Raw genomic sequence first — 25,319 nt, forward strand, 5'->3', positions numbered from 1 at the left:
GGCGGCGATTCGTTTGGCTTGGGCTTCGGCTGCGGCCTTGGCGGCGGCGGCCTTCTGTGCCGCTTCGCGGGCGGCCTTGGCTGCCGCGGCCTTGGCGGCTTCGGCGGCGCGTTCGGCGCCGCGCAGGATGGCCTTGGCCCACTTGAGTTCCTCGAAGAAGGTGATCACGGCCTTGCCGGCCCGCCAGATCGCCTCGATGATCTTCTTGGCCTTGAAGATCTTGCCCCAGGGCAGGGAGCCGACCACGGCCATCACGCAGGCGCCCAAGTCGCCCTGGAGGCAGTTGACGATGTCGTTGATCCCCAGGACCTCCATGAGGATCTGTCCACCGGCCTCCAGGATGACGTCCAGGACGCTCTTGTTCTGCAGTTGCTGGGCCTTCGCGACGTCTTCGGCGCTGGGTCCGGGCGCGGCCTCCTGACCCGGGGCGGTGTTGCCGCCGGTGGTCGGCCCGTTGTCGGGGGCCATGCCGGTGGCGTCGGTGAAGACCAGCGGATTGTTGGCCGCGTAGACATAGGAGGAGGTCGCCGCGCCGCCGGTCGGCATCGGGTCGGTGCTGGTGAAGCGGCCGCTGCCGGGGTTGTAGTTGCGTGCCCGCAGGTAGTAGTTGCCGCTGCCGGTGGTGTCGTCCTGGTAGGCGCCGGTGAACCTCAGCGGGTTGGCCGGAGCCGCCGCCGCTGTCTTGGCCGACCCGTCCGTCCCTGCCGTACCACCCGCTGCCGCGGGGCTGGAACCGGCCGTTGGCGTGGGGCCGGGGTGATCGGCATCGGAGTCCGCCTGCCCAGCGGCCTGCCCGGCGCCCTGTCCGGTGGTCTGCTGAGCGAGTGTGGTGCCCGTTCGGGGGTTGCCGAACGGGTCATAGTCGTAACCCGCCTCGACCCTCCCCGTCGGGGAGAGCATGTTGGCCACGCCGCCGAGCCAGTCGTGGGTGTAGGCGTACGCGCCGCCGCCCGTCAGCAACGCCAGCGGTTCGTCGTCGGGGCCGTAGGTGAAGCCGCGGGTTTCCACCACGCTGCCGGAGGCGTTGACGACGGAGTCGAGGGCGATCTGCGGCAGGTTGCCGTTGGTGTCCCAGCTCCAGTGCTGGGTGGCGGTCTGGCCGCCGGTGGTGGTGGCGGCCGACAGCCGCAACCCGGTCGCGTCGTAGGTGAACGTGGTGGTGTCGCCGCCGACGGTGGCCGTGGCAAGGCTGTTGTCGAGGTTGTAGGTGAAGCGATCGGCGCCGGCCCGGATCTGGTTGCCGTTGACGTCGTAGGCGAAGTCCTTGGCCGTGCTGGCGCCCGGCCGGGTCACGGTCTCACGGGTGAGCTGATCGGCGACGTCGTAGGCGTAGGTGGTGGTGTCGTTGCCCTCGCTGCCGGTCCGCTTCTGCGACAGGCGGTTGCCGACCAGGTCGTAGGTGTAGTCGATCCGTCCGGCCATCTGCGAACCGGCCGCGCAACTGGTGGCCGAGTAGCAGGCGGAGGTGAGCCGGTCCACCGTGTCATAGGCGTAGGCCACGGACTCGCTGCGGTCGCCGCGCGTGGTGACCGCCTTGATCGGGTTGCCGACCTGGTCCAGGGTCAGGTCGAACGCCGAGACCGGGTCGGCGTCACCCGCCGCGGCGGCGATGCGGGTCAGCCGTCCGGCCTGGTCGTAGACGCGTTTCTCGGTCAGGCCCCCGGTGGGCAGGGTGGTGCTGGTACGCCGGCCGGCCACGTCGTAGCCGAACCGCCATTCGGCGGCGTCGCCGGCGGCCCCGCCACTGACGCTCTGGCGGGTGAGGCGGCTGTCGGCGTCGTAGTCGGCGCTCACCGTGGTGCCGTCGGGGTAGCGGCGGGAGGTGATGTTGCCGCGCTCGTCGTAGCCGTAGGTGAACGTCTCATCTGGTCGGCCCGTGGTCTTGCGGGTGACCGAGTCGATCTGGTCCTCGTCGTCGTAGGCGACCTCGCGCACACCGGTCGGGTCGCCGTAGGCGACGGTGCGGTCCTTGGCGTCGTACCCGAAGGTGTAGACGGGCCCCTCGGAGCCCAGGGCGGTGCGGGTGCGGCGGCCCAGGATGTCGTAGTCGCTGGTCACGGTGCGGCGGGCCCGCTCGGCCGGTGAGACCCACTCCGGCCCGTTGATGGTGATCAGGGTCAGCGGATTGCTTTCCGCGTCGTAGGTGATCTCCACCCGGCGTCCCAGCGGGTCGGCCTTGGTGGTCAGCCGGCCGGCGTCGTCATAGGCCATCCGGGTGTAGCGGCCGAGCGGATCGCGTACCGACTCCAGCAGGCCGTCGATGCTGTAGGTGTAGACCGTCGAACGCGCGGTGGGGTCGTTCGGGTTGTACGGAGTGTCGGGGGTGTGGACCGTCGCCGGCAGGTCGTCCTGCCGGTAGGTGTAGTGCGTGGTCCGGCCCTTGGCGTCGGTGACCGAGGTCAGCCGGTTGACCGCGTCATAGGTCGCGGTGGTGGCGTTGCCGAGCGGGTCGATCGACTTGACCTGGTTGCCGGCCTGGTCGTACTCGTACCGGGTGGTGAACTTCGCCGGGTCGGCGCCGTCAACGTTGCCACGCGGCTCGGTGACCGCGGTCAACAGCCCGTCGTCGTCGTACTTCCAGGTGGTGACCCCGCCGGCGGCGTTGGTCTCCTTGATGCGGTTGCCCGCGGCGTCGTAGGTGGTGCGGGTGGTGTTGCCGCCCGCGTCCGTGATCTCCGTCTGCCGTCCGGCCTTGTCGTACGCCATCCGGGTCCGGCGGCCCAGCGTGTCGGTCGTGGCGGTGACCTGCCCGACGTTGTCCCGGCCGAAGTGCGACTGCTTACCCAACTCGTCGACGCTGGTGGTGGTCCGGTCCAGCGCGTCGACCTTGATGTCGCGGTCGATGAACCCGCCGCCGGGGTAGGGGCGGCGTATCCGGATCGGGTTGTCGTCGGCGTCGTAGAAGTAGGTGGTGGTGAAGTCGGCCGCGTTGGCACCGGGCTCGTTGCCACGCGGAGAGACGACCGTCTTCAGCAGGCCCTTGGCGTCATAGCCGTACCGGGTGGTGATCGGCGAGCGGGTGCGCAACTGCACGTCGACGGAGGCCCGACGTCCGGCGTCGGTATACGTGTAGAAGGTGCGGCCGCGCTCGTCGTCGACCGTCTTCAGCAGACCGTTGGCGAAGTAGAAGTAGTTGGTGGTCTGCCCGGTCGGCGTCTGCCGCCGCACGAGCCGTCCGGTCTCGTCGAACCCGCTGCGCCACGCCCCGGCCTTACCGGGTTCCAGCGTGCTCAGCAGCCGGTCCTGGGCGTCGTAGCCGTACCGGGTGGTGTAGGCGGCCCGGTTGCCGCCGCTCACCGTGCCGCGCGGATCCACCGAGGCGATCTGACGGCCGGTGGTGTCGTAGGTGACCTCGCCGCGCCGCCCCGACGGGGAGATCACCGCCTTGAGCAGGCCCGCGTTCGCATCACCGGACGGCAGGTACTCATAACGGGTCACCTTGCCGCGCTGGTCAGTGGTCGAGGTGCGCAGGCCGCGCGAGTCGTACGCGTTGCTGATGGCGTGGCCCTCGGGGTCCACGCTGCGCACGAGCTCGTTGAACTCGTTGTAGGTGTCCTTCCACACCTGCCCGTTGGCGTCGACGTGCTCGGTGGGGTTGTTGCGCTCGTCGAAGGTGGTCTTCTCCGAAAAGCCCAGCGGCTGCGGCGCGGTCGCCGAGATCCGGTTGCCGTTGGCGTCGAAGGTCGCCTCGTGCTGGTGCTGGTTGCCGTTGACCACCAGGTCGCGGTTCAGGTCGCGGTCGTAGCGGTGGCTGTCGGAGTCGCCGGTGCCGCGCTGGGAGTACACCAGCGTGTTGCCCCGGTACCCGTCCCAGATCACCACGCCGTCGGGGTCGGTGGTGGTCGCCTCCTGCTTGGCGGCGTTCCATTCGAAGGTGGTCTTCTTGCCCAGCGCGTCGAGCTGGGCGGTCATCCGGCCGTCGGGGCCGTAGGTGTTGGTCACGATCGCCACGCGGTGCGGGTCGATCACCTGGGTCAGCAGCCCGTTGTCCTGGTAGACGTACTTCCAGGTGAACCCGCGGGCGTCGATCACCGACGTCAGCAGCCCGCCGGTGTAGAAGTACGACACGTGCCGTCCGTCGGGCAGCTTGATCTGCTGGATCAGCCCGTCCTCGATCCGGACCTCGGCCCTGCGGCCGGAGGCGTCGGTGATGTTCACCCCGAGCCCCTCGTAGGCCAGGCTCACCCCGGCCCCGCGCGCGTTGCGGATCGAGGTCAACCGGCCCTGGCCGTCGAAGCCGTACCGCACCTGGCGGGGCGTCTTCAGCTCCCACCCGTTGTCGGTCTTACGGAGGGTGGAGCGCACGCCGGCCGGGCGCTTGTACTTGCCGCCCTCCAGCGGGGTGTACCGGGCCTGCGCGCCGTCCTCGGCACGCACCACCGCCACGCCGTCGGTGCCCTCGGTCACCCGCATGTCGTACGACCAGGCCCAGCCGGGGCCGAACGGGCTCGCGCCGCGGTTCATCGAGGAGTACGTGCGGGCGGTGACGAACTGCGGCCCGAACGAGGCCATCGCCAGGTCCTGCTCGGTACGCACGTACGCGCCGGTCCCGGTGTTCACGCCCAGTCCGCGCGAGGCCTGACCGGCCGCCGTCAGCGCCAGCGCGTTGCCGCACCCGCAGCCGGCCGCCTGCTCGTTCGGCACCGGCGGCGGGTCGATCGTCTGCCGCGCCTGCGACAGCTCGGACGGGGTCGACACCACCTCGCGGCCGTCGCCGTACACCGCGGCGACGCTGACGAAGTACTCCTTGCCGACCTCAAGCGACCAGCCCTGCTCCGCCCCGAGCGACTGGCAGAAATCGCCCGCGCCGCCGCAGTAGGAGACCTCCAGGTCCTGCCGGGACACCAGCGTGGAAGCCTGCTCGGTCTGCGAATCGGTCTCGTACAGCCGCATCCGCGCGCCGGTCCAGGACGGGTCCGCCTGACCGGAGGAGAAGTACAGCACCAGCGAGGTGTCACCCAGCGCGAACCCCGGGCGCAGCGACAGGCCGGTGAAACCCTGCTCCTCCTGTGTCGCCCGCGTCTCCCGTGCCGCCTTCTCGGCAGCGGCAGGAGAGGGCGGGCCCGCGACCCGGCCGCCTCCGGCAGACGCGGAACCAGCCGACCCGGGGCCGGACGTCGCGTTGGAGTTCGCGCGAGACTCGGCGGTGGCCTCGGCCGCGCGCTTGGCCAGCGGCGACCACCGCTGCTTGTCCAGCTTGACCGGCTTACCGTCCGCCGGTGCTCCAGGGGGCACCACCGGGGGCCGCTTGTCTGGTTTAACCGCTGTGTCCGGTCTTATGCCCGCCGGCAACGGGCGGATCGCCGGGGCCGCACTCTGCTTCACCTGCGGTACAGGCGGTGGCTCGGCCTCCGCAGGCGGTCCCGACACCAAAAACGTGGCGACCAGCGTCAGTACGACCAACGGAACCTGAATGCGGGCACGACGAACACGGCCAACAGCGTTCATTGCACGAAACTCCCCCGTGGAGAACCGGCGGCAAAAACAGTCAGCTATCCGAGTACAAGCCCGAATGAAAGCAAGCGCCGTCGAAAACGGCAACTCTTATATTCGGTAACTCACCTTCCGCGATGAAGGCGTCACATCGCCTCCCCACAAGAGGAACAAGCACCCCCGGTGCCGCTCGCCAGCGCTTCTACCAGTGATAACGTGAGCTTCCTGGGTTATGCGGGCATGCGAGCAGCCGCCGACGTTCATTCCGAATCACATTCGGATTCCGGCTTCCCCAAGGCACAGGGCGGCCACAACCAGTGATCTCACACGGCGTCAACAGGCAAGAAATACGCCCGACCGAAAGACGCGACCATAATCCCGGGGTAGGGACAAAGAGGTATGCCTGCAGCAGGCCGACCGGCTCCTTGTCCCTTCGAAACCGAGGCCGGCCGGGCACCCGGACCGACAACACGGTCAAGGTCCAGGCCGGGGGCGGATCGTTTCTGGCGCAGACCCCTTCACGCCAGAGGTCGCCGGTCGGCGGCCTGCTCGATCAACGCGCGGGTGCGCAGTGGCAACTGTTCGCGAAGGGAGATCACTGTGCTGGTGCGCACGACGTCGGGGACGGCGAGGAACTCTCCGGAGATGCGGTGCAGGTCGGCGGTGTCGCGAGCGACGACCTTCAGCAGCAGGTCGGCTTCGCCCGTGGTGGAGTGCATCTCGATGACTTCGGGAAAGGCCGCGAGGGCGGCGGTCGCACGGTGCCCGGTGGTCTGGCTCAGGGCGATGGAGACGAACGCGACGAGGCCGTAGCCGAGAGCGGCGGGGTCGACGCGGCGGGTGAATTCGCGTACGGCACCGGCCGCTTTGAGCCGCTGCAGCCGGGCGTGAAGAGTGTTGCGGGCGATGCCGAGCCGCTTGGCCAGGGCGAGGCTGGGGGCATCGGGGTCGTCGTCGACAGCGAGAAGGATTCGGGCATCGAGCGCATCCACACTGACCATTATGGCAAGTCTTACCCCCGTATGAGTATCATTCTGCTCAGCGAAACAGTGCCTTCTTGTGCGGATGCCCATACTTCAGCACGCTGTCGACATGACGCGTGCGACAGACCACCTCGTTCCAGAATCGCTCCGTACCTCGCCTTCGGCCCTCACCGACCGGGCGGGAGTCCTCGAAGACCTTTCCCACTACCTGACAGCGGCATGGGAGTCGTTCGACCGCCCGCGACCGTGTGAGCCGGCTATCGACGCGGACCTGGTCGGGCGCCTGCGAGCCGCGCTGCCGGAGCAGCCGGACGATACGCGGGCCGCGCTGGATGACGCCGTCAACATCCTGGAGGCCAGCGTGTCGCCATCTCGACCGCTGTACCTCGCCTATGTCGGCTCCAGCGGACTGGAGGTCAGTGTGCTGGCTTCCGCGCTGTCCGCCGCCTATGACGCGAACCTGGCCACCGCCGCAGGAGCTGCCGACCTTCTCGACCAGCAGGCTGTGCGCTGGGTGGCCGACTTCGTCGGCTTCCCGCTGGGGGAGGGACACTTCACCAGCGGAGGCCAGACGTCCAACCTCACCGCCCTGCTCGCGGCGCGGGAGCAGGCACTGCCGGGCGCGCGTGAGGAGGGAGTCGCCGGCTACCGGGCCACCGTCTACTGCTCGGACGAGGCGCACCACTCCATCGCACGCGCTGTGGAGGCGGCGGGCCTGGGCCGCCGAGCACTGCGCCGGATACCGACCGACGAACGGCGCCGGATGCGGGTGGACGCGCTCCGAGACGCCCTTGAGCGCGACCGGGCGGAGGGCTTCACCCCTGTGGCGGTCGTCGCGACCGCCGGCACCACCCTGACCGGAGCGGTCGACCCCCTCGCCGCGATCGCCGACGTGTGCGAGCGCGAGGGGGTGTGGCTGCACGTCGACGGCGCCTACGGCCTGCCGGCCGCCGCCACCTCGACGGCCGGGCACTGGTTCGCCGGACTCGACCGCGCCGACTCCGTCACCGTCGACGCGCACAAGTGGTTCGGCATGCAGAAGAGTTGCAGCGTCATCCTGCTGCGTCATCGCGGCCCGCTGCGGGCGGCGTTCGGCCACGAAGAGCGCTACATGCTCCACGCGGAGGACATCGGCAAACCGGTTGACCATACCTTCGAATACTCCCGGCCCTTCCGCTCCCTGCGCCTGTGGCTGTCGATGCGGGTCCACGGCGCCGACCAGTTCCGCGCCTGGATCGAGGGCACGCTCGCCAACGCGGCGCTGCTCGCCGACGAGGTACGGGCACACGCCTCCTTCGAGCTGTCGCATGAGCCGATGCTGTCGACCGTCTGCTTCCGGCACGTCCTGCCCGGGATGAGCGACAGCGAGCTCGATTCCCACAACGTACGGCTCGCCAGGGCCATACAGGCCGACGGCCGCGTCTACCTGGCACCGGCCATCGTCGACGGCCGCACCTGCCTGCGTGCGTGCTTCGTGAACTTCCGCACCACGCCGGATGTCGTCAAGACCGTCCTGGACGTGGCAGATGAACTGGGGCGGACGTTTCCGCCCGAAGAGACCGCCACCACCCGCTGAACATCAGAGAGGTGTCGGTCGGCCGGCTGGTCGGCAACGGATACCTCACGCAACGCCTGCGAGTGGTTGTAGCCGTACAGCGCGCGCCGGTAGTCACGCGGCGCTCCCGACGCGTGCAGGTAGTTGGCCGCGGCGAGCAGGGCATCGCGGGTGTCGTGGACGTCACCGCCCACGCGGTACGCCTTCCAAAAAGCCGACTGCGCCAGCAAGTCAGCGAGGAAACCCGAAGATGAACGAAGTACTTTGGGTGAGATGTCGCATGCAGACAGTAAGATATGCCATAATTCTTTCCGCCAGAGAGCGGGAGGAACAAGTTTGTCATATCCGTGCTTCCATCCTGAGCGTCAGGGGGATGTGCCCAAGCGGATGAGCCTGACGGAGTTCCGCGCCGCCTTCCCCGGTGAAGGGCAACACATCGAGTTCAAGCAGGGCCTTCCTGAAGAGAAGATCCAGGAAGCGGTCGTGGCCTTCTCCAACAGTGACGGCGGTGTGATCCTCATCGGGGTGGGCCCAGATGGGAGCCTGCATGGCCGCCGTCTCGATGGCGAGGCCACCGCACGTCTGCATCGTGCTCTGACCAGGGCTCGTGACCCTGGGCGCTACGAGATCTTTGAGCTTCTGGTGGAAGAGACCCCACTCACCGTCGTCGCTGTGGCGAGGCGGCGGGAGGGCTTCAGCCAGACGGCCAACGGCCGGGTCCTGGTACGCAAGGCAGCGATGAACGAACCCTTGATGGGCTTCGACCTCAGTGACTTCATCACCAGGCGGGCTCTGGCACGCTTCGAGATCACCGAGTCTGGCGCGGTGTGGCAAGACGTCGATGACATCTGTCGCAGATCCGTCGCGGAGGCGTGGAACTGGCCGGATGACGAGAACCTCATCGATCGGCTCACCGAGAAGGGCCTCGTCCGCAAACGGCGTACGGAACCGGCTCTCACTGTGGCTGGTGCGCTGTATCTCCTTGCCGAACCGCAGCGGGTGCTCGGTAAGTCCTACGTAGAGATCTTCCGGTACGGGGACTCGGGCAACGCCTACGACAAACGTCTGGAGGTCACCGGCCCACTGCCGCGCCAGGTGGAGGAGACGACCCGACTCGTGGTGGACGAACTCGGCTCGGACATGGTCATTGTCGGCCTGAAGCGAGTGGAACTGCCCCGTATTCCGGTGGAGGTGTTGCGTGAGGCGGTGGCCAATGCCGTCGCACACCGCACCTATGAGAATCACCGCAGCCCCGTCCGGCTGGAGATCCGGCCGGATGCGATCAAGGTCATTTCGCCGGGGCCCCTGCCGGAACCCGTGACCGTGCAGAACCTGCGGGAACAGAACGCGCCTCGCAATATGACCGTCATCTCCACCCTGCGCCGCTACCGGCTCGCTGAGGATGCCGGGCGAGGGATCGACGTCATGCAGGACTCCATGGAGGCGCATCTGCTGGATCCGCCACACTTCATCGACGACGGCAGCTGCGTCACAGTGGTGCTGCCGCGGACCAGCGCGGTTACTCCGGAGGAACGAGCTTGGGTACAGGAGGTCGAGAGCAAAGGGGAGATCCGCGGTTCAGATCGCGTTGTGCTGGTCCACGCGATGCGCGGTGCCGTGCTTACCAATCGGAGCGTCCGCGACCTTCTACAGGTCGACAGCGTGGATGCGCGAAACTGCCTGCAGAGGCTCCGGGACGCGGGCCTGCTCATGCAGAGCGGTGAACGGGGAGGTGCAAATTACGCCCTCGCACCGCAGCCCGCCATAACGCTCAGACGTCATGCCGGGCCTGCGGAATTCACCCAACTAGTTCTTCAACTCGCCGCTGAGGGCCCGGTGACCAACCGACAGGTACGGGAACACACCGGGCTAGACCGGGTTCAGGTCACCTCCCTGTTGAACAGGATGGTCCAAGCGGGCAACCTTCTCCGCCGAGGTGAACGCAAAGGCATCCACTACATCATGCCTTCATAACGCAGGCCATCCGCGGGGTGAGCTTGCTGAGCATCTCGGGGAGCGGGTCTTCGTAGACCACGGTCAGCCGGCGGGTCGCTCTGGTGATCGCCACGTAGAGGTCCTGGCCGCCCTTGGCGGACTGCCGCAGGATCGCGCCGGGATCGACCACCACCACCGCGTCGAACTCCAACCCCTTGGAGCTCCGTACGGTGAACACCGCGACGGGAGCGTCCAGCGGGTCGTCGCCGTCGCTGTCGGGGAAGAGCGCCGCGATCTCGGCGTGCCGCGCGTCGGGGGCGATGACGGCGAGCCGCCCGTCCCCGATCGCCGCCCACTCCGACTCGGCGAGCCCGCGCAGGTCGGTCTCGGACGCCGGGACGGCACGCGGCGGCGTGTCGCCGTACCGGACCGACTCGGGAGGTGACTGCTCCGGCATGACCGCCTTCAGCACGTCGGCGGCGACGTCCATGATCTCGGCGGGCGTGCGGTAGTTGACCAGCAGACGTTCCTCGCGCCACCGGCCGCCCACGTGGGGTTCGAGCATCTCCCCCCATGATCGCGCTCCCGCCGCCGACCCGGTCTGCGCGATGTCGCCCACGACGGTCAGCGAACGGGTCGGCACCCGGCGCATGACCATCCGCCAGGCCATCGCGGACAGCTCCTGCGCCTCGTCCACGATCACGTGCCCGTACGCCCAGCGCCGGTCGCGGGCGGCCCGATCCGCCGTGGTCAGGTGGGCGCCGGTGTCGCGGTTGCGGTCGGCGAAGGCCGCCACGTCCATCACGTCGCCGAGCTCGTTGACCGTCATGACCTCCCTGGCGTACAGCTCTTCCTCGGCCCGCTCCTCGGCGCGGCGCCTGCGCTCGGCCGACCGGTGGGCGACCGCCGCCGCGGTCTCGTCCTCGCCGAGCAGCTCGGCGGCCTCGTCCAGCAGCGGGACATCACCCAGCGTCCAGGGGGAGGTGCGCGGCCGTGCCAGCGCACCCGACTCCTCCTCCGACAGGTACGGCGAGGCGGCCGGGCGCAGCCGGTCCCCGTCGGACAGCAGCTCGTCGATCAGCAGCTGCGGGGTGAGCTCCGGCCACAGTGCGTCGAGCGCGTCGCGTACGGACCGGTGCTGCCAGAGCCCGCGCGCGGCGTACCGCAGGTCGGCGGCGTCCATGGGCCGATCGAGCCGGTCGGCCTCGTCGCGGGCGAGCGCGCCGAGCATCTCGGTGAGGAAGAGCCGACGCGCCGCGTTGTGCGGCCGCCGCAGCCCGCGGGCCCTGTCCCGGGCGCGCCGGCAGACCTCGTGGTCCACCCGCAGCGTCATCTCCTCGACCACGACCTCGACGCCGCCGCGCAGTGACGTCCTGACCGGGATCGCCACCTCCAGATCTCCGTACGGCACGCGCTGCCGGTCGCGTACCGCCGCCTCCACCACCTTCGCCATCCGGGGATCGCCCTTCACGACGGCGGCGGCCGGGCCGTCCTCGGCCGTCGCGCACACCCCCGGATAGAGCTCCCCCAGGCTGGACAGCACCACCTCGGTCTCGCCGAGCGACGGCAGCACGTGGCCGATATAGCGGGAGAACGTGGCGTTCGGGCCGATCACCAGCACGCCACGCCGCTCCAGCGTGGCCCGATGGGCGTAGAGGAGGTAGGCCGCCCGGTGCAGGGCCGCCACCGTCTTGCCCGTGCCCGGCCCGCCCTGGACCACCAGCGCCCCGGGCAGGCCGGACCGGATCACCCGGTCCTGCTCGGTCTGGATCGTGGCCACGACCTCGCCCATCCTGCCGGTACGGCCCCGGCGCAGCGTGGCGAGCAGCGCGGCCTCGCCGACGAGCGTACGGCGGTCGCGCTCGCTCATCCGATCGAGGTCGAAGACCTCGTCGTCTATGCCGACGACCTGCCTGTCCCGGGTGTGGATGTGCCGGCGCCGTACCAGCGGTCCCGGGTCTCCGGGCGTGGCGACGTAGAACGGGCGCGCGGCGGAGGCCCGCCAGTCGACGAGCATCGATTCGTGGTCGTCGTCACGCAGCCCGACACGGCCGATGTAGAGGGTCTCGCCGTCCGCGTCGTCGATCCGGCCGAAGCACAGGCCGCGCTCGACGGCCGAGAGCTGGGCGAGACGCCGCGCGTGCTCGGCGGCCGTGATCTCACGCTCGACCACCGCCTGCCGGGTCCCGGTGCCTCCGCGGGCGAACACCTCGCGCAACGTGCGTTCGGTCCGCTCCCGCGTGACGTCCAGCCGTCGGTAGAGCCTCGACACGTACGTCTGCTCCGCCTCCAGGGCCTCGACCCGGGCGGTCTCGGATTGACACTGCTTCATGCGTGTGTTAGACTCCTAACTGGAGGGATGGGTCATTTCATTCACGTGTTGTCCCATCCTAGACGACCGGGTTCTGTTCTGCGCATCGGCAGGCAGGCCCGTTCTCTGTTTCACCCCGCGAGAAGCCGACACACGATCCAGCTAATCGATCTCGCCGGTGCCTGCCCAGCTCGCGGACATCGCGCTGCAGTTGCCGTCGGGCTTCTCCAGGGAGAACTTCGCTTGGTAGGCACTCACCTTCCACCGCCGTTGCGCCGTGTCGAAGACGGCCGCGGTGGGGTGGAAATCGAAGCGCCAAGACACCTCGTTCCCGATGGACAGCGTGTCGTGGCACGTGATCGCGGCGGATCGTAATCTTCCTGACTGCCACCAGTAGGTATCACTCCGGACTAGCCGCGGCGTGCCATCCAGCCAGTGGTGGGATACGCAGAGAGCACCACCATCGCAGTGCCCTACTTCCACTTCGATGACCGGCATTTTCTCGTCCTCACACGCTCTGAAGCTGTCGCACGTCTTCTTGTCCAGGCTGAGCAGCAGGCGCTCTGGGACATCGGCGTCGCGGAGGCTCTCCGGCTTGATGGTCAGGTCGGCCTGCAAGGCGCTCATCTCGTCCCTCAACTCCTGTGTTCGATCCGTCGCGCGGTCGGCTGCGCCCTTCAGGTCGCCGATCCGCACCGTCGCGACGATGAACTCGGTGACGGCGAGGGCGAACATGACGAAGAAGAGAAAAACGTAGACGCGCGTGCCGCGTGGCCCGGTCGCTCGCATATGATCACCGCCACCTTCACATCAGCAACGTGAAAATCAGCCCGATCACGGTCACAGCGACCAGCAGCGCCATGACGGGCAGCAGCCAGGCCGGAAGCTCGCGACGGTCGGAGGACCTGTCGTCAGGCACAGCATCCTGGACGGTCGTCACAGAAATCACCGGCAGGTCCTGATCCGGCCGCACGGCAGGCACCGACGCACCGGACCATGCGGGAAACACCGGCAGGTCGCGCCATGGGGGAAACACCGGCGGATCCCGATCGGGCCGCGCAGAAGGTCCCGGCGGATCCGGCTCAGATGGCACAACGGGAATCGGCCGGGTCGACGCGCTTTCATCCTCGTCCTCGCGAACCATCTGCTGGGCGTGTCGCTCCCAGATGGGCCGCTGCCAGTCCATCCTGAGCCAATCGTGTACGGCGATCGGCCACCGACGGCCTTTCACCCGGATGCCGGTGCCATACCAGCGGAGACTTGGTTCGCCGAGGTCGCGGCAGCGGTCCGACAACTCGGCGGTCGAGCCGGTGAAGCAGATCACTATGAGTTCACCGGCTTCACTCGCCGCGTGGAAACCCACCACGCCCGGCCAGGAGAAGGTCTCCGGCTCGGTGTCGTCGAGTGCGATCCATGCCGACCGTAACTCCGCGACGTCGAAGGGGGAGGCGCCGCTCATCGCGCGCACATAGTCTTCTTTCGTCGGCCATTCGCCCGGATCAGCTGGCATAGATCACTCGCCCTGGATTCACGTCGCCGTCGACGCGCGACCACGCCTTCACGCACACGAGCACCTGCCCCGACCTGCGCGGGAGTTGGAGTGAGATGTCCTGCCGGGTCAGCCCGGCGGCCGCGGCGTAACGGGCGGGCGGGAACTTCACCGATCCTCCGGGGGTGAGGTCGGCGCCGGCGGCAAGGGCCTCGTTGCAGGTCAGCCGCCGCTCACCCCACCACGTGTCGTCCGGTGCGGGTGGCAGGTGCACGACTGAGCACAGCGCCTCGTGCAACCGTACGAGGGCATCCAGCCAGGGACCGGTGAACGGTACGGCTTCGGTCACGGCCCGGCTCCGGCGGTTCAGGTGCTCGGCGAATTCGCGCCGTTCGGCGGTGGCGGCCAGACTGCGCAATCCGCTGAACTCGATCACCTGGAGGCAGTGATGCAGCCGTGGATCCTGCTCGATCAGCACGAGGATCTGCCCGGCGAGTGCGAACAGCGGCCGTACGACCTCCTCGGCCGCTGCCGGCCGTGGCAGCTCTCTGAGGAGTTTCCCACGTGGGGACAGGGCCAGGCCGGGTGCTTGGACACGCCTGTCGAGCCACAGCTCCGGGACCAGAACTTCGTCGCGCACCCCGTGGACGGTGGTCGTGGCTGTGGACGTGGCTGTGGGCGAGGCTTCGGCCACGGTCGATCCCCTCTGCCGAGCCAGGTCTTCCGCCTCCTGCCGTACGGCCTCGGCCTCATCGCGTGGCAACCGCAGAGCGGACAGGTGCAGGGTCGCCCATACCCGGGCGAGATCGTCGGCCGGTTCGCCGATCGACGCCTCGCCCACGCGCCGCGCGACGGTCTCCCTGAGAGAGAGGAGCTCCGCGCGCAGCGCATCTGTCGTCGGACTCGCGACGGCGGTGCCCTCCGCGACGGGATCGGCGTTCGCGGTGCGTGACCGCACGTCGAGCAGATCTCCGATCACGGCTGCCAGAGCCTCGGCGTCGTCCCTGCCCGGTTCTCCTGTCGGGAGGTCGTCCAGGCCCGCCCGCAGCCCCGTGAGGAACGCGCGCACGAGCGGTGCGGCCCGCCCGTCCGCGACCGAGAGTACGGCCCTGGCATGCTCGTCGAAGGTCCCCATCAGTGCGTGCCGTTGAACGGGTCGAACCTCTCGTCGATGTCCGCCGTGCCTGGTTTCATGGCGTAGCCGAGCACCGCGCCCGGTCGTTCCAGCACCTCGGCCATGCTCTTGGCCTGCTGGTAGGCGGGGTAGGAGGGGGTTGTCGTGAGACGGCCGTCCTGGTCCAGGGCCGCTACTATGTCGGGGCCCATTCGCCCCGCCTCGGGGGCCGACATTACTCGCCCGATTTGCACCATACGGTCGGGGTCGGTGCTGTCCCGGCGGTAGAACGACCACCCGCCATCGACGGGAACATCCTTCGGCAGCGCCCCACTGATCAAACCGGCGACCGGACGATCGGATCCACCGACGACCAGGCGGTCCGTGAGCCTCGCGCCGCGCGGGAAGACCACCTGTCCGGCGGCCGCCATCCCGCCGGCCGACTGTGGATTGACGACGATGTCCGCCTGCACGACGGGCACCCCGTCGTCACCGACCTCCACCAGGCCGGTCATGGGGGAGACTCCGTCGAAGCCGACGATGTGCGCGGGCCCGGACTCCTCGCAGAAGTACGCCGTGATCAGGCTGCGCTCGTTGATCTCGAACTGGACCTTGACCCGGCGCTGCCAGCGCGCGAGATCGAGCCAGTGCTCGCCGAGCTCACCGCGCATCGTGGCCAGGTTCAGGTTGCCCCACACATCCCGCTTCTCCTCGAGGGAGAACGGCTGGCGGTAGACCGTGAGGTCCTCCGTCGTGTGCACCCACTCCGAGCGGCGGCGGCCCTCGACCCCACCTGCCGCCCCGATCTGGTCGAACTCGGCACCGATATGGAAGAGGATCCAGCTCTGTCCGTCCAGGGCGTCGAGCACGAAGGTGTTGGGCAGCGCGTGGAAAAGATTGTCGACATCGATGTGCAACTCGGTCAGCCCGCGTCCGACGCGTTGCCTGGCGTTCCTCGCCCGATCGAAACCCTTCCTGCGCACGTGTTCGGCCCAGCATGCTCCGATCGAGGTGCCGGTCTTGGCGAAGGCCGGCTCGTAGACCACATTCATGGGATTCCATTGAATGTCGCCGCCGGCGCCGGTGAACACCTCCCGCAGAATCCGCTGGATCTGCGGGAGAGCCGAACTCCCACCGGAGACCATCACCGTGTCCAGCGTCTCCGGCCCGCCATCGCTGGGCCGTATGAGGCTCCTCTTGACGACGTTCAGCCCGATGTCGAACGCGCTCCTGACGACCTCCTCGATGATCGAGGAGATTTCCGCATGGGCGATGGTGACGTCCGGCAGATCCTGCGCGGCCTCCTTGGCCTTCCCCGACAGGTTGAGCAACTCCCCCACATGGCGGACCAGATAGTCCCCCTCGTTCACGGACTGCTGCGTTTTCGCCTGCTCGGCCTCGTCCCACAGAAGGCGGAACCGTTGCCGCACGGCCTGCTTGTCGGTCGGATCCTTCACCCACCGGGTGGGAATCACCGCGTCTATGAGGTCGTCTCGTAGCGCCTCCATCTTGCTGTCCTCGACCCGTGACAGCAGCGACTTCTCCCGGTATCTCCCCTCTGACAGAAATGGCGGATACTCGCCCTGGACGATCCGGGCATCGCGGGTCAGTAGCAGGTCGGCGAGTGTGGCCTTGAGATGGTTGAATATCCCCAGCGTGATTCTGTCCCCGCCGAGTTGGGCCCGTCCGGCCTTGGCCCGGATCGTCGGCCGCAGCACGTAGTAACGCCCCTGCACATCGCGGCCCTTCCCGCTTTCGAAATCTGTCTCGTCGTGCAGCGTGATACCGATGAGCGCGATATCTGTCGTGCCGCCCCCGATGTCCACCACGAGAATGTTTCTGTGCCAGGTCTGGGCCGCCCCGTCCCTGCGGCTGCGTGCGCGGTACGCCTCGATGCCCACGGCGGGATCACCGGCGAAGTCGCGCATCAGGTAGAACATCGCGGCCGCCGTGGCCTCGTCGTAGTCGGTGACGACCCGGTCCAGTCCGATCCGCCGAGCGAGTTTCTCCACGTCCAGCCGGGTCTGCGGAGGCGCCGCCGTGGGATAGGTCACCACCGCGTGGGTGATCGGCTTGGTGGAGTACTCGTCCGGGTGGTCCTGGCAGAACTTGGCGACCTTGTCCTTGAGGAGGCACTGCCAGGCCGCTGCCAGAACATCGTCTGTGGAGACGGGATGCGGGTGATCGGGGGGAAGCCCGGGCAGCGGGCGAGAAGCTCCGATGTACTGCTTGAGGCCGGGCTGGTACCGAACCTCGACGGGTGCCTGCCCGGCCTCAGTGGAGTCCAGCCTGATTCCGTCCGCGGCCATCCGCACATTGAGCGGCTGCAATGACAGCACGTCGACCGCACTGGCGATGGTCTCCTTCTCGGCGTGCAGGGGGATGCTGACCAACCGCTGTTCCCTGATCGGAGGCATCGCGAACGCCGACGAGTAGAGCCGGTGCAGGCCCAGCGCCAGCTCGGGCCGCTGGCTCTCCACCACCTGGCGTTCCAATGCGATGAGCAACCGGTAGAGGTCGGAGTGCAGCACGTTGCGGGCGACCGTGAGCGGGTCCAGACGCGGCGCGGAAGCCGAGGCGAGGAGATTGCCCGCGGCCTCCAGCATGCGCCGCCACTCCGAGACGGAGAGGCCGAATTCGATCCCCTCCGACTCCCCGCCCTCGAAGAGTTCGCCGAGCCGCCGCCTGATGATCGCCGCCTGGGTTCGCGGCAAACCGAGCAGGACTATCTGGTGCTTCTGATCGAACATGGTGATGGACGTGGTGGTCGTGCCATAGTCCAGGGCGATCCAGCCTTCATGCACATCCAGCCGACCGGGGTCGCCTGTCGTGTCCACTGTCAGCCCACCGGTGGCCTCACGCATGAGGGTGCTCCCGTCATCGAGTTGGTACGACACGGTCCAGTCGAAATGCGTCCGCCCCGGAGGCAACTCGGACCGGCCCACCTGGATGGCGCCCACCGGCCGCCACCAGAGCCCCTCGCGCAGTCGCAGTCCGTTCTGGGGGATTTCGGGCGTCCACTGCCCTGCCAGCCACAGGGCACTGCCGGATGCCGCCGGTTCAGTGCCGTACGCCGGAACGATGCGAACGGAGCGCACAATGGCGGCCGACTCGCCGTGGAACCGCATGACGGGGAACGGCAGCGTCAGACGATCACCACCAGGCCCGACGCGCAGCTCCGTCGTCAGCCTGCCGTCGCCGCCACGGAACACGAACTCCACGGAAGCCACGTCAGTCGGCCTCGGCCTCGCTGATGAGATCGCGCAGGGTGCCTTTCCCCTGCCCTGAGCTCTCGCGCAGCCGGCGCAGCTCGTCGAGCAGCGGCTTCTCCTGCGCGGGGGTGGTCGGCGTCGAGGTGAGGCTGCTCCGCAACTTGGACAGCACGCGCTCCAGAGACTTCAGGAAATCGCCGACGTTCTGAGCTGCCGACGGTCGCAACGCGTCGATCCTGCCCTGCACGGCCGCGGTCGCCGCCCCGACCAACTCGTGCCGCAGACGCAGCACGTGCCCGGGATGAAGCTGGTGTGCGAACCCGCCGTCGTCTATGGGGGGCCGGTCGGTCTTGGCGATCGCCCAGGCGAACCGATGCGGCCGGCGCAGGGGGAACACGTCATCCAGTGTGCCGTCGCCCTCGGCCGCCGCGATGTCGTCGGCGACGTCCATGAGCATGCCGTGCCACTCCGCCGGGTGGGTGAGCAGCCTGGCGCGTTTGACGTTCTTCGGGCTCAGTTCGGGACGCTCCGCCAACGTCCGTACATCCAGCGGCAGGCTGCGCTCGGCCTTCGCGATCACGGCTTCCTCCCACTGGAGCAGGATCTGCCGGTGTGCGGCCCGATATGCGCTGTGGCAGGTGCTTTTGAACTGGGGCAGGAAGGCCTCCGTCGTCTCCGGGCCGCCCCTCACCTCGGCGCCGGCCGTGGTGGAGAGAATCTGCCACCACTCGGGCCAGGCGAGGACCTTCGCGGTGATCGTGGCACGGATGTCCTCGACGATCGACTGGCCGCCCGTGGCCGGAGACATCGTCAGGGTGTCGGCGAGCATCGTGGGAATGTCACTGATCAAGCTCGTGAGCACCCCCTCCGTCCTGTCCAGCAGGCGCATCACGTCAGCGTCGGCGGACGCCCACGCGTCCTGCGGGGCCTGTTCGAGGCGCGTCTCGAGGCCGTTGAGCAGACCGTCGAGGCGATCACGCTCCCGGCGCACCCGTTCATACCTTCTGACCAGCCCATGCTCCGCGAGCCTGTCCTGCAGCCGCGACACCACGGCCTCGCGGCCGCCATCGTGCGCGAGCGCGGCCAGCAGCGGCTTCAGCCTGCTGACCTGCGGCAGGCTCTCCGCCGCGTCGCCTGCCGAACGAGCCACCCCGTCGGCCTCGTCGGCACGATGGTCGAGGGAACCCGCCAGGCCGAGCCGCTTCAGGGCGACGAGTCCGGAGTAGAGGAACGGTTCCTCCTCCGGGCTGAGTCTGTCCGCCGTGTCGAGGAGCTCCTTGAGCGTGGGCAGCTGCCGAAGCAGGTCGTCCTCCCGCTCGGCATGTCGTGCGGCGGGCGATGCCAGACGCCCGATCTCCGGGACATCGCTGACGTTCCCGACACCCACCAGGACGCGGCCACGCCGCCGATCCTTGGCGAAGACGTCACGGAAGAGGTGACCCAGGTGATCGGAGGCCGGTCCGTCCGCGTTCGCCGCTTTGAGCAGCGCCACGACCGTGTCCATTTCCGGGAGCATGGTCTCGGTCAACCGCAGGTCACGCTCACCGGAGATGTGGTTGAGGAAGCCGGGAAAGTCGTAGATGACCAACCGGTCGAGGTCCTGCGCCTGTGTGGAGCCGCCGGTCCACGGCGCCTCGCCGACGAGACGGTCCAGGTCGAGGATTTCGGGCGGCACCTCGACGGTGATCGTCACGTGGCGCACGATCCAGAAGCGATCGGCGGCCATGGAGGAGCTCTCGGACGTGCTGCGCGCGTCCGAGATCGTGAGTAATGGGGCGGCCTCCTGAAGGACTACGGGTTCGTCGCGCCGCCCGAGCAGATGCGTGAACTCAGCGGCAGCCGACGCGATCGCGACCAGCTGCGTCGTGAGCCGCCCGACTTCGTCGGGACAGGCAGCGGCGTGCGTGTCGTACCAGTGCCGAAGTTGACGGCCGTTTCCGGTGGGTGAGGAGGCCTCCCGCACGGCGCCGTCGAATTCCTCCGTCACCAGCGAGTTCGTTCGACCGGCCGCCTCGCGGAGTTGGGCGCCAAGCTTTTCACGGCAGTCGCGCACCTCGGCCGCCGACAGGTAGGTCACGCGTACGCCGACGATCGCCGATGAGCTTTTCGCCGGCCCCTGACGCACCCAGAATGCCGTCACGTTTCCCGTCGTCGGCCTGTCCCCGATCGCCAGGTCATCGAGCAGGCCGAGCAGCGAAGCGATGAACATGGTCTTGCCGGCGCTGAACTCACCGAGAATCCCCACCACATAGGGGTCACGCGTCGCGGATAGGACGAGTTTCGCCTGATCACATGCCCGTTCGACATCTGGCCTGAGATATTCCGGCAGGAGTGCGCTTTCCAGGAGACGTACGATGCCGCCCGAGAACTGCTCCGCCTCTCGAAGGCTGCGCCGCATGCTTTCGACATTCACCGGTACCCCTCGGGTGTCCATAATTCACTTATCTGCCGTCCGTATCGGCAGGATCCCCCGGGTAGTGTCGCGTTGGAACGTTCTTGCCTCGAAACTGTAAACCCACGGCGCAGAAGGCGCTAGAGGCATAAGCACCCCCATTTCGACCAGGCTTCCCAGCAGCCTTCTGATCTACCTTGGTAGGCCCGCGGAAGCAGTACGTACTACCCATATTGGGCGGAACGGGTACCGATGTGGGGGTTTCCCCGGTGCAGTGCCAGGGGTTGGAGAGGGCACGCTGAAGTGGACGTAAAGAACGTTCCGGCACCCGCCGTCCGAAGTCCGGCCCGGTGCCCCGCACCGAAGCACGCCCGGTGCCCAACCCGGAGCCCGGCCACCGACATCCCGGTCGACGTCCAGTACAGCCCAGCCGGAGGAAACCGATGCTGTGTCAGCACCACCCGCCCTGTCCGTCCGCCGATGCCCCCGACCGCGAGGCCGCCTGCCTGGTGGCCTTCCACCCCGAGCAGGGGTGGGGCCTGCTGTGCAACGGCGTCGTACTGTTCGACGACTGGGGAGAGCTGCTGCCCGACGGCCGCAGCGTGCCCTCCCACCAACAGACCCTGGGACGGGCCGCATAGGTTCTCACGGTGGCAGGACGACGCCGTGACTCACCCGTGCCGCGGCCTCTCGATCCACCCGGACTCCATGGCGATGCGCACGGCGTCCGTCCTGTTCCGGGCGCCGGTCTTGGTGAGGACGCTGGAGATGTAGTTGCGGACCGTCGCCGCCGACAGGTGCAGCTCGGCGGCGATCTCCCCGGTCGTGGCCCCAAGGCCGACCAGGCCCAGCACGCTCGCCTCCCTGTCGGTGAGCGGCGTGACCGTCGCGCTCATCGCCGCCAGGGCCAGGGACGCGTCGACCACCCGCTCCCCCTGGGCGATCCTGCGGATGCTCTCGGCCAGTCGTTCAGTGGGGGCGTCCTTGAGCAGGAAGCCGCTCGCGCCTGCGTCCATGGCCCGTCTGAGCAGCCCGGCCTGGGCGAGCGCGGTGAGGATGAGCACGCGGCAGGACGGCATGGCCTGCCTGAGGCGGCAGGTGGCCTCGATCCCGTCGCATCCCGGCATCTCGATGTCGAGGACGGCGACGTCGGGTGCGGCGGCGAGGGCGTGGGCGACGACCTTGTCGCCTCTGTCGGTCTCGGCCACCACCTCGATGTCGCCCGTCAGGTTCAGCAGGATGGTCAGGGCGCCCCGCACAACGCCGTGGTCCTCAGCCAGCAGGACACGAATCAATGGTGATCACTCTTTCCAGATCGTGTACGGCGGGCAGCCACACCCGCACTTCGAACCCGTCTCCCCCCGTGCCACCCGCGTGCAGATACCCGCCCAGCCTGTCCACCCGCTGCCGCAGCCCGGCGAGCCCCGAGCCTCGCCGCGGGCCCGCTTCGCGGCGTGCGCCGTCGTTGCGCAGCAGCAGATGGATCCGCCCGTCCACTCTGTCCAGCTCGATCAGGCAGTGACGGGCATCGCTGTGCCTGACGATGTTCGTGGCCGCCTCGCGCACGATCCAGCCGAGCGCGTCGGCCGTCTCCTCGTCGATCTCACTGATCCCCACGCGCAGGTCGCAGCGCGCACCGGACAGCTCGATCAGCGCGACGGCCGCCGACAGCTCCGCCCCCACGTCGAGCGAGCGCCTGGCCGCCACGACGTCGCCGATCTCCTCACGTGCCTCGTTGACGATGGCGATCACGCCCGTGACCTCGCCGATGGCCCGCTTCCTGTCCAGGTCCACCAGGGCCAGGGCCAGCTCGGTCTTCAGCGTGATCGACGCCAGCGTCTGGCCGAGCAGGTCGTGCAGCTCTCCGGCCATGCGCACCCGGTCCTGGTCCACGGCCATCTCCGCCAGTGCCGCCCGCAGCTCGCGCAGCTCCCGGACGAACCTGGCGTAGTGCAGGATCCCCGCGGCGACCACCGAGGCGACGAACACTCCGGCGCTCTTCAGCAGCGCATCCTCCGGTGTGTGGTCCGACACCGCCAGCGCCAGCGGGAACTCGGCTACGGCCACCGCGAGGAGCACGCCGACGGCGAACCCGAGCGGCAGCAGGAGCAGCCCCGCGGCGGCGACGATGAGGGGCGTGTAGATCCAGGCCGACCCCATGAACGGGAACGCCCCGTAGACGACCACCGCGAACAGGGCGAAGGTCCGCACCCGGTGCGGCCCTTGGCCCGTCCCGGCGATGTGCCGGCCGACGACCCGCATGTACACCACCAGCAACCCGCCGAGCAGCACGCCCGACAGCAGGGCCCGGCCCACCTCGTCGACGATCAGGAACGCGACGGGGGTGAGTGCCCACAGCGCCCCTGTCACCGCGACGATGCCCGTGAGCAGCCACCTGGCCTGCGCCTCGCTCTCCTGCGCCACGGGCGATCTCCCGAAATATCCGGAGGCATCATGATTTCACATAGATCTTGACGCCTTCCGGGCCCATGTCAACCGGCGACGCGACTGTTCTCCAGCCAACCGTTGGCCCGCGCGATGCGTACGGCCTCCTCATCACTGCGGGCGCCGGTCTTCAGGCGAGCGGCGGCGAGGTAGTTCCTGATCGTGTGGTCGGACAGTCCCAGGGTGCTCCGCAGGTCGCTGCCTCGCCCGCCGGCCGCGACGGCCGACAGGACGCTGATCTCCCTCGCGGTCAGCGGGTTGGTGTCGACCTCCTGCTCGCCGCCGCCGTCGGCGGCCACGTCCAGGTCGATGTAGCGCTCCCCCCTGGCCACCGCGCGGATGGCGTCGGTGAGCCGATGGGCGGGCGCGTCCTTGACCAGGAACCCGCGCACCCCCGCGGCCATGGCCCGGTCGAAGTTGCCGGGCGACCCGACGCTGGTGAGGATGAGCACCGGCGGCGGCTGCTCCAGCTTCTTGATCAGGCCCGCCGCCTCGAGGCCATCCATGCCCGGCAGTCCGATGTCGAGCAGGGCCACATCGGGCCTGCTGCCGACGACGGCGGGCACGATCTCATCACCCCTGGACACCTCCCCGATCACTCGGATGTCCCGCTCCTCCGACAGCAGCGCGATCAGCGCTCCCCTGATGAGATCGTGATCCTCCGCGATCAGAACTTTGATCATTTCCGGTCTCCTGTGGCCGAGGTGAGTACGGCCGCCGTGGGGCGGCCGGGAACGTCCAGCGACAGCGTGAACCAGCCGTCTTCGGTGTGCCGCCCGCTGCTCCCGCCGACCTGTGCGAGCCGCTCGTCGAGCCCGGCCAGGCCGCTCCCGCCCACACCGTTTCCGCCCACGCCGGACCCCGAGGTACGCCCCGAGGCGCTTTCCGGGGCGCTTTCCGGGGCGCTTTCCGGGGCGCTTTCCGGGGCGGCACCGCCGCCGTCCGGACGTACGCCGTCGTTGGCGACGGTGACCGTGATCCGGTCACCGTGCGACTCGACGCCGAGCAGGCAGACGGTGGCGTCGCTGTGCCGCAGCAGGTTGGTGGCCGCCTCGCGCACCGCCCAGGCCAGCGCCACGCGCACGTCCGGAGGCAGCGAGGGCGGCAGTTCGGCGAAGTCGCACCTGACGCCGGCGGCCTCGAGCACCCGGCGCACCCCGCCCAGCTCCTTTTCCAGCGACATCTCGCGGTAGCCCTTGACCACCGCCCGCACGTCGTGGAGGGAGCGCCTGGCGATGTCGTGGATCTCCGCCAGCTCACCGTGCAGCCGCGCGATCTGGTCGGTGGGGATCCGCATGGACAGCTCGGTCCGCATCGCGATGACCGAGAGGTTGTGCCCGAGTACGTCGTGCAGCTCGCGGGCGAACCTGAGCCGCTCCTCGGTGATGGCGAGCCTGGCCAGCTCCTCACGGGTGCGCTGCAGCTCGCCCAGCAGCGTCGCGAAGATGGTCAGACCCGCGAGCGCCCCCGCCGTCAGCATGTTCTGCAGCGAGCCGAAGATCAGCAGGCTCATCTCATGGGAGGCCGACAGGGCGATGCCGGCGGCGAGCGCGGCGAAGAAGCCCGCCGCCGCCCACCAGCCCCGCAGCGTGATCGCGAACGCGAACGGGAGCATGAACCCCAGGTTCAGCCAGGAGGGCCCCGCGGCGAACGGCGCGGCCACGGCCAGCGCCGCCATCCCGCCCAGCACCACCAGGTCCCGCCGCGCGCCCCGGTCGAGCACGGCTCTCATCGCGAGCCACAGATAGCAGCCCGTGAGGCCGGTGATGAGGAGCACCGCGATCGCCGCCCTGAAGCCGCCGAACGCGCCGCCACCACCGAAAGCGCCGAGCGCCTCCGCGAGGGGTACGGCGGCGAAGGCCGCCATGCCCACCGAGAACGCCGCGGCCCCGACGCGCGCCAGCCGTACCGCGCCCGGACCCACGCCCCTCAGCCTCTCCGAGGCTCCCACGTGAACCACCTCTTCGCAGCCGGCGACGAAAGGACGAGTCGGGCGATCAGGACCAGCCCCCCAGGCCACCTCCCCCGGATGCCCTCCAGGATCTGGATCGTGGTGGTCCTGCCCGCGCCATCGAGCATCGCCTCGCTCATGTCGTGCCTTGGGGAAGGGTGGGGTCACTCCCGGTGAGCACACAGCCGATGCAGGCCGCGGTGCCGGTCGTGCTGGCCGAGGCGACCGCGGAGCCGGCCGCGGACTCGAGCTCGGCGATGTCGAACTCGCCCTCGGGTCTGGCCGGCAGCGGCGGGGTGGGCACGCCGGACGGGTAGACGATGCCGTACTGCGCGAGCACGGCTCTGGGCTCGGTCTCGTAGCGGCCTCGGAGCTCGGGGTCGTCCCAGGCCGCCGCGATCAGCCGCGCGAACTTCTTGCGATCCTCATCTCCGAGGATGTAGATGCTCTCAGCCATCAGGTCTCCTCTTTCTCCCGGCAACTGGTCCTTCTACCTGCC

At 68.8% G+C, this 25,319-nt stretch carries 16 protein-coding genes; 3 read left to right on the forward strand and 13 right to left on the reverse strand.

All coding sequences use genetic code 11. From position 1 onward, the window contains the following. Both Mth01_RS23795 and Mth01_RS23800 read right to left on the reverse strand, forming a co-directional pair. Positions 1-5,238: RHS repeat-associated core domain-containing protein (locus Mth01_RS23795; RefSeq protein ID WP_204018159.1), on the reverse strand; the 5,238-nt coding region annotated here is incomplete at its 3' end. Positions 5,239-5,951: 713 nt separating this feature from the next. Next, positions 5,952-6,425 carry an Lrp/AsnC family transcriptional regulator gene (locus tag Mth01_RS23800; RefSeq protein ID WP_204018160.1) on the reverse strand — a complete coding sequence of 158 codons (474 nt, stop codon included), beginning with the start codon at positions 6,423-6,425 and terminating at the stop codon, positions 5,952-5,954. A gap of 100 nt (positions 6,426-6,525) precedes the next feature. Here Mth01_RS23800 and Mth01_RS23805 point away from each other — a divergent pair, with 100 nt between their 5' ends. Continuing rightward, on the forward strand, positions 6,526-7,992 hold the full coding sequence (locus Mth01_RS23805) for a pyridoxal phosphate-dependent decarboxylase family protein (protein ID WP_204018161.1): 1,467 nt from the start codon (positions 6,526-6,528) through the stop codon (positions 7,990-7,992). A 366-nt stretch (positions 7,993-8,358) separates the two neighbouring features. Beyond that, positions 8,359-9,945 (forward strand): ATP-binding protein, encoded by a 1,587-nt coding sequence (locus Mth01_RS23810; RefSeq protein ID WP_204018162.1) that lies wholly within the window; start codon positions 8,359-8,361, stop codon positions 9,943-9,945. Here the strand turns inward: Mth01_RS23810 and Mth01_RS23815 are convergent. From Mth01_RS23815 to Mth01_RS23840, 6 genes are all read right to left on the reverse strand, one after another. Then, positions 9,932-12,238 carry a HelD family protein gene (locus Mth01_RS23815; RefSeq protein WP_204018163.1) on the reverse strand — a complete coding sequence of 769 codons (2,307 nt, stop codon included), beginning with the start codon at positions 12,236-12,238 and terminating at the stop codon, positions 9,932-9,934. The two genes, Mth01_RS23810 and Mth01_RS23815, sit on opposite strands and share 14 nt — an antisense overlap. A gap of 141 nt (positions 12,239-12,379) precedes the next feature. Continuing rightward, positions 12,380-13,006 carry a hypothetical protein gene (locus Mth01_RS23820; protein ID WP_204018164.1) on the reverse strand — a complete coding sequence of 209 codons (627 nt, stop codon included), beginning with the start codon at positions 13,004-13,006 and terminating at the stop codon, positions 12,380-12,382. A gap of 16 nt (positions 13,007-13,022) precedes the next feature. Beyond that, on the reverse strand, positions 13,023-13,727 hold the full coding sequence (locus Mth01_RS23825) for a hypothetical protein (RefSeq protein WP_204018165.1): 705 nt from the start codon (positions 13,725-13,727) through the stop codon (positions 13,023-13,025). Continuing rightward, a complete protein-coding gene (locus Mth01_RS23830; RefSeq protein WP_204018166.1) occupies positions 13,717-14,841 on the reverse strand; it encodes a hypothetical protein in 1,125 nt (374 codons plus the stop codon). Before Mth01_RS23830 ends, Mth01_RS23825 begins: the two co-directional genes overlap by 11 nt. Further along, positions 14,841-18,041 (reverse strand): acetate and sugar kinases/Hsc70/actin family protein, encoded by a 3,201-nt coding sequence (locus Mth01_RS23835; RefSeq protein WP_204018167.1) that lies wholly within the window; start codon positions 18,039-18,041, stop codon positions 14,841-14,843. The genes Mth01_RS23830 and Mth01_RS23835 overlap by 1 nt, the downstream gene beginning before the upstream one ends. Positions 18,042-18,051: 10 nt before the next feature. After that, complete coding sequence (locus Mth01_RS23840; RefSeq protein WP_204018168.1) at positions 18,052-20,430, reverse strand: hypothetical protein; 2,379 nt, start codon at positions 20,428-20,430, stop codon at positions 18,052-18,054. A gap of 440 nt (positions 20,431-20,870) precedes the next feature. On the opposite strand from Mth01_RS23840, the gene Mth01_RS23845 reads away from it, so the two are divergent. Continuing rightward, positions 20,871-21,065: a DUF5999 family protein gene (locus Mth01_RS23845; RefSeq protein WP_204018190.1), complete on the forward strand. Its 195-nt coding sequence runs from the start codon at positions 20,871-20,873 to the stop codon at positions 21,063-21,065. A gap of 30 nt (positions 21,066-21,095) precedes the next feature. Here Mth01_RS23845 and Mth01_RS23850 read toward each other — a convergent pair whose 3' ends face one another. The 5 genes from Mth01_RS23850 to Mth01_RS23870 all read right to left on the reverse strand — a co-directional run bounded on the left by Mth01_RS23850 (position 21,096) and on the right by Mth01_RS23870 (position 25,277). Further along, complete coding sequence (locus tag Mth01_RS23850) at positions 21,096-21,719, reverse strand: response regulator transcription factor (RefSeq protein ID WP_204018169.1); 624 nt, start codon at positions 21,717-21,719, stop codon at positions 21,096-21,098. Continuing rightward, entirely contained in the window at positions 21,697-22,848 is a 1,152-nt protein-coding gene (locus tag Mth01_RS23855; protein ID WP_204018170.1) for a sensor histidine kinase, read from the reverse strand. The genes Mth01_RS23850 and Mth01_RS23855 overlap by 23 nt, the downstream gene beginning before the upstream one ends. A 68-nt stretch (positions 22,849-22,916) precedes the next feature. Beyond that, the gene (locus tag Mth01_RS23860) at positions 22,917-23,552 is read right to left on the reverse strand and encodes a response regulator transcription factor (protein WP_204018171.1); all 636 of its coding nucleotides are present in this window, start codon (positions 23,550-23,552) and stop codon (positions 22,917-22,919) included. Continuing rightward, complete coding sequence (locus Mth01_RS23865) at positions 23,549-24,820, reverse strand: sensor histidine kinase (protein ID WP_204018172.1); 1,272 nt, start codon at positions 24,818-24,820, stop codon at positions 23,549-23,551. Before Mth01_RS23865 ends, Mth01_RS23860 begins: the two co-directional genes overlap by 4 nt. Positions 24,821-24,956: 136 nt before the next feature. Next, complete coding sequence (locus tag Mth01_RS23870; protein ID WP_204018173.1) at positions 24,957-25,277, reverse strand: hypothetical protein; 321 nt, start codon at positions 25,275-25,277, stop codon at positions 24,957-24,959. Positions 25,278-25,319: the final 42 nt, after the last annotated feature.

Source organism: Sphaerimonospora thailandensis, from assembly GCF_016863115.1.
Lineage (GTDB): Bacteria > Actinomycetota > Actinomycetes > Streptosporangiales > Streptosporangiaceae > Sphaerimonospora > Sphaerimonospora cavernae.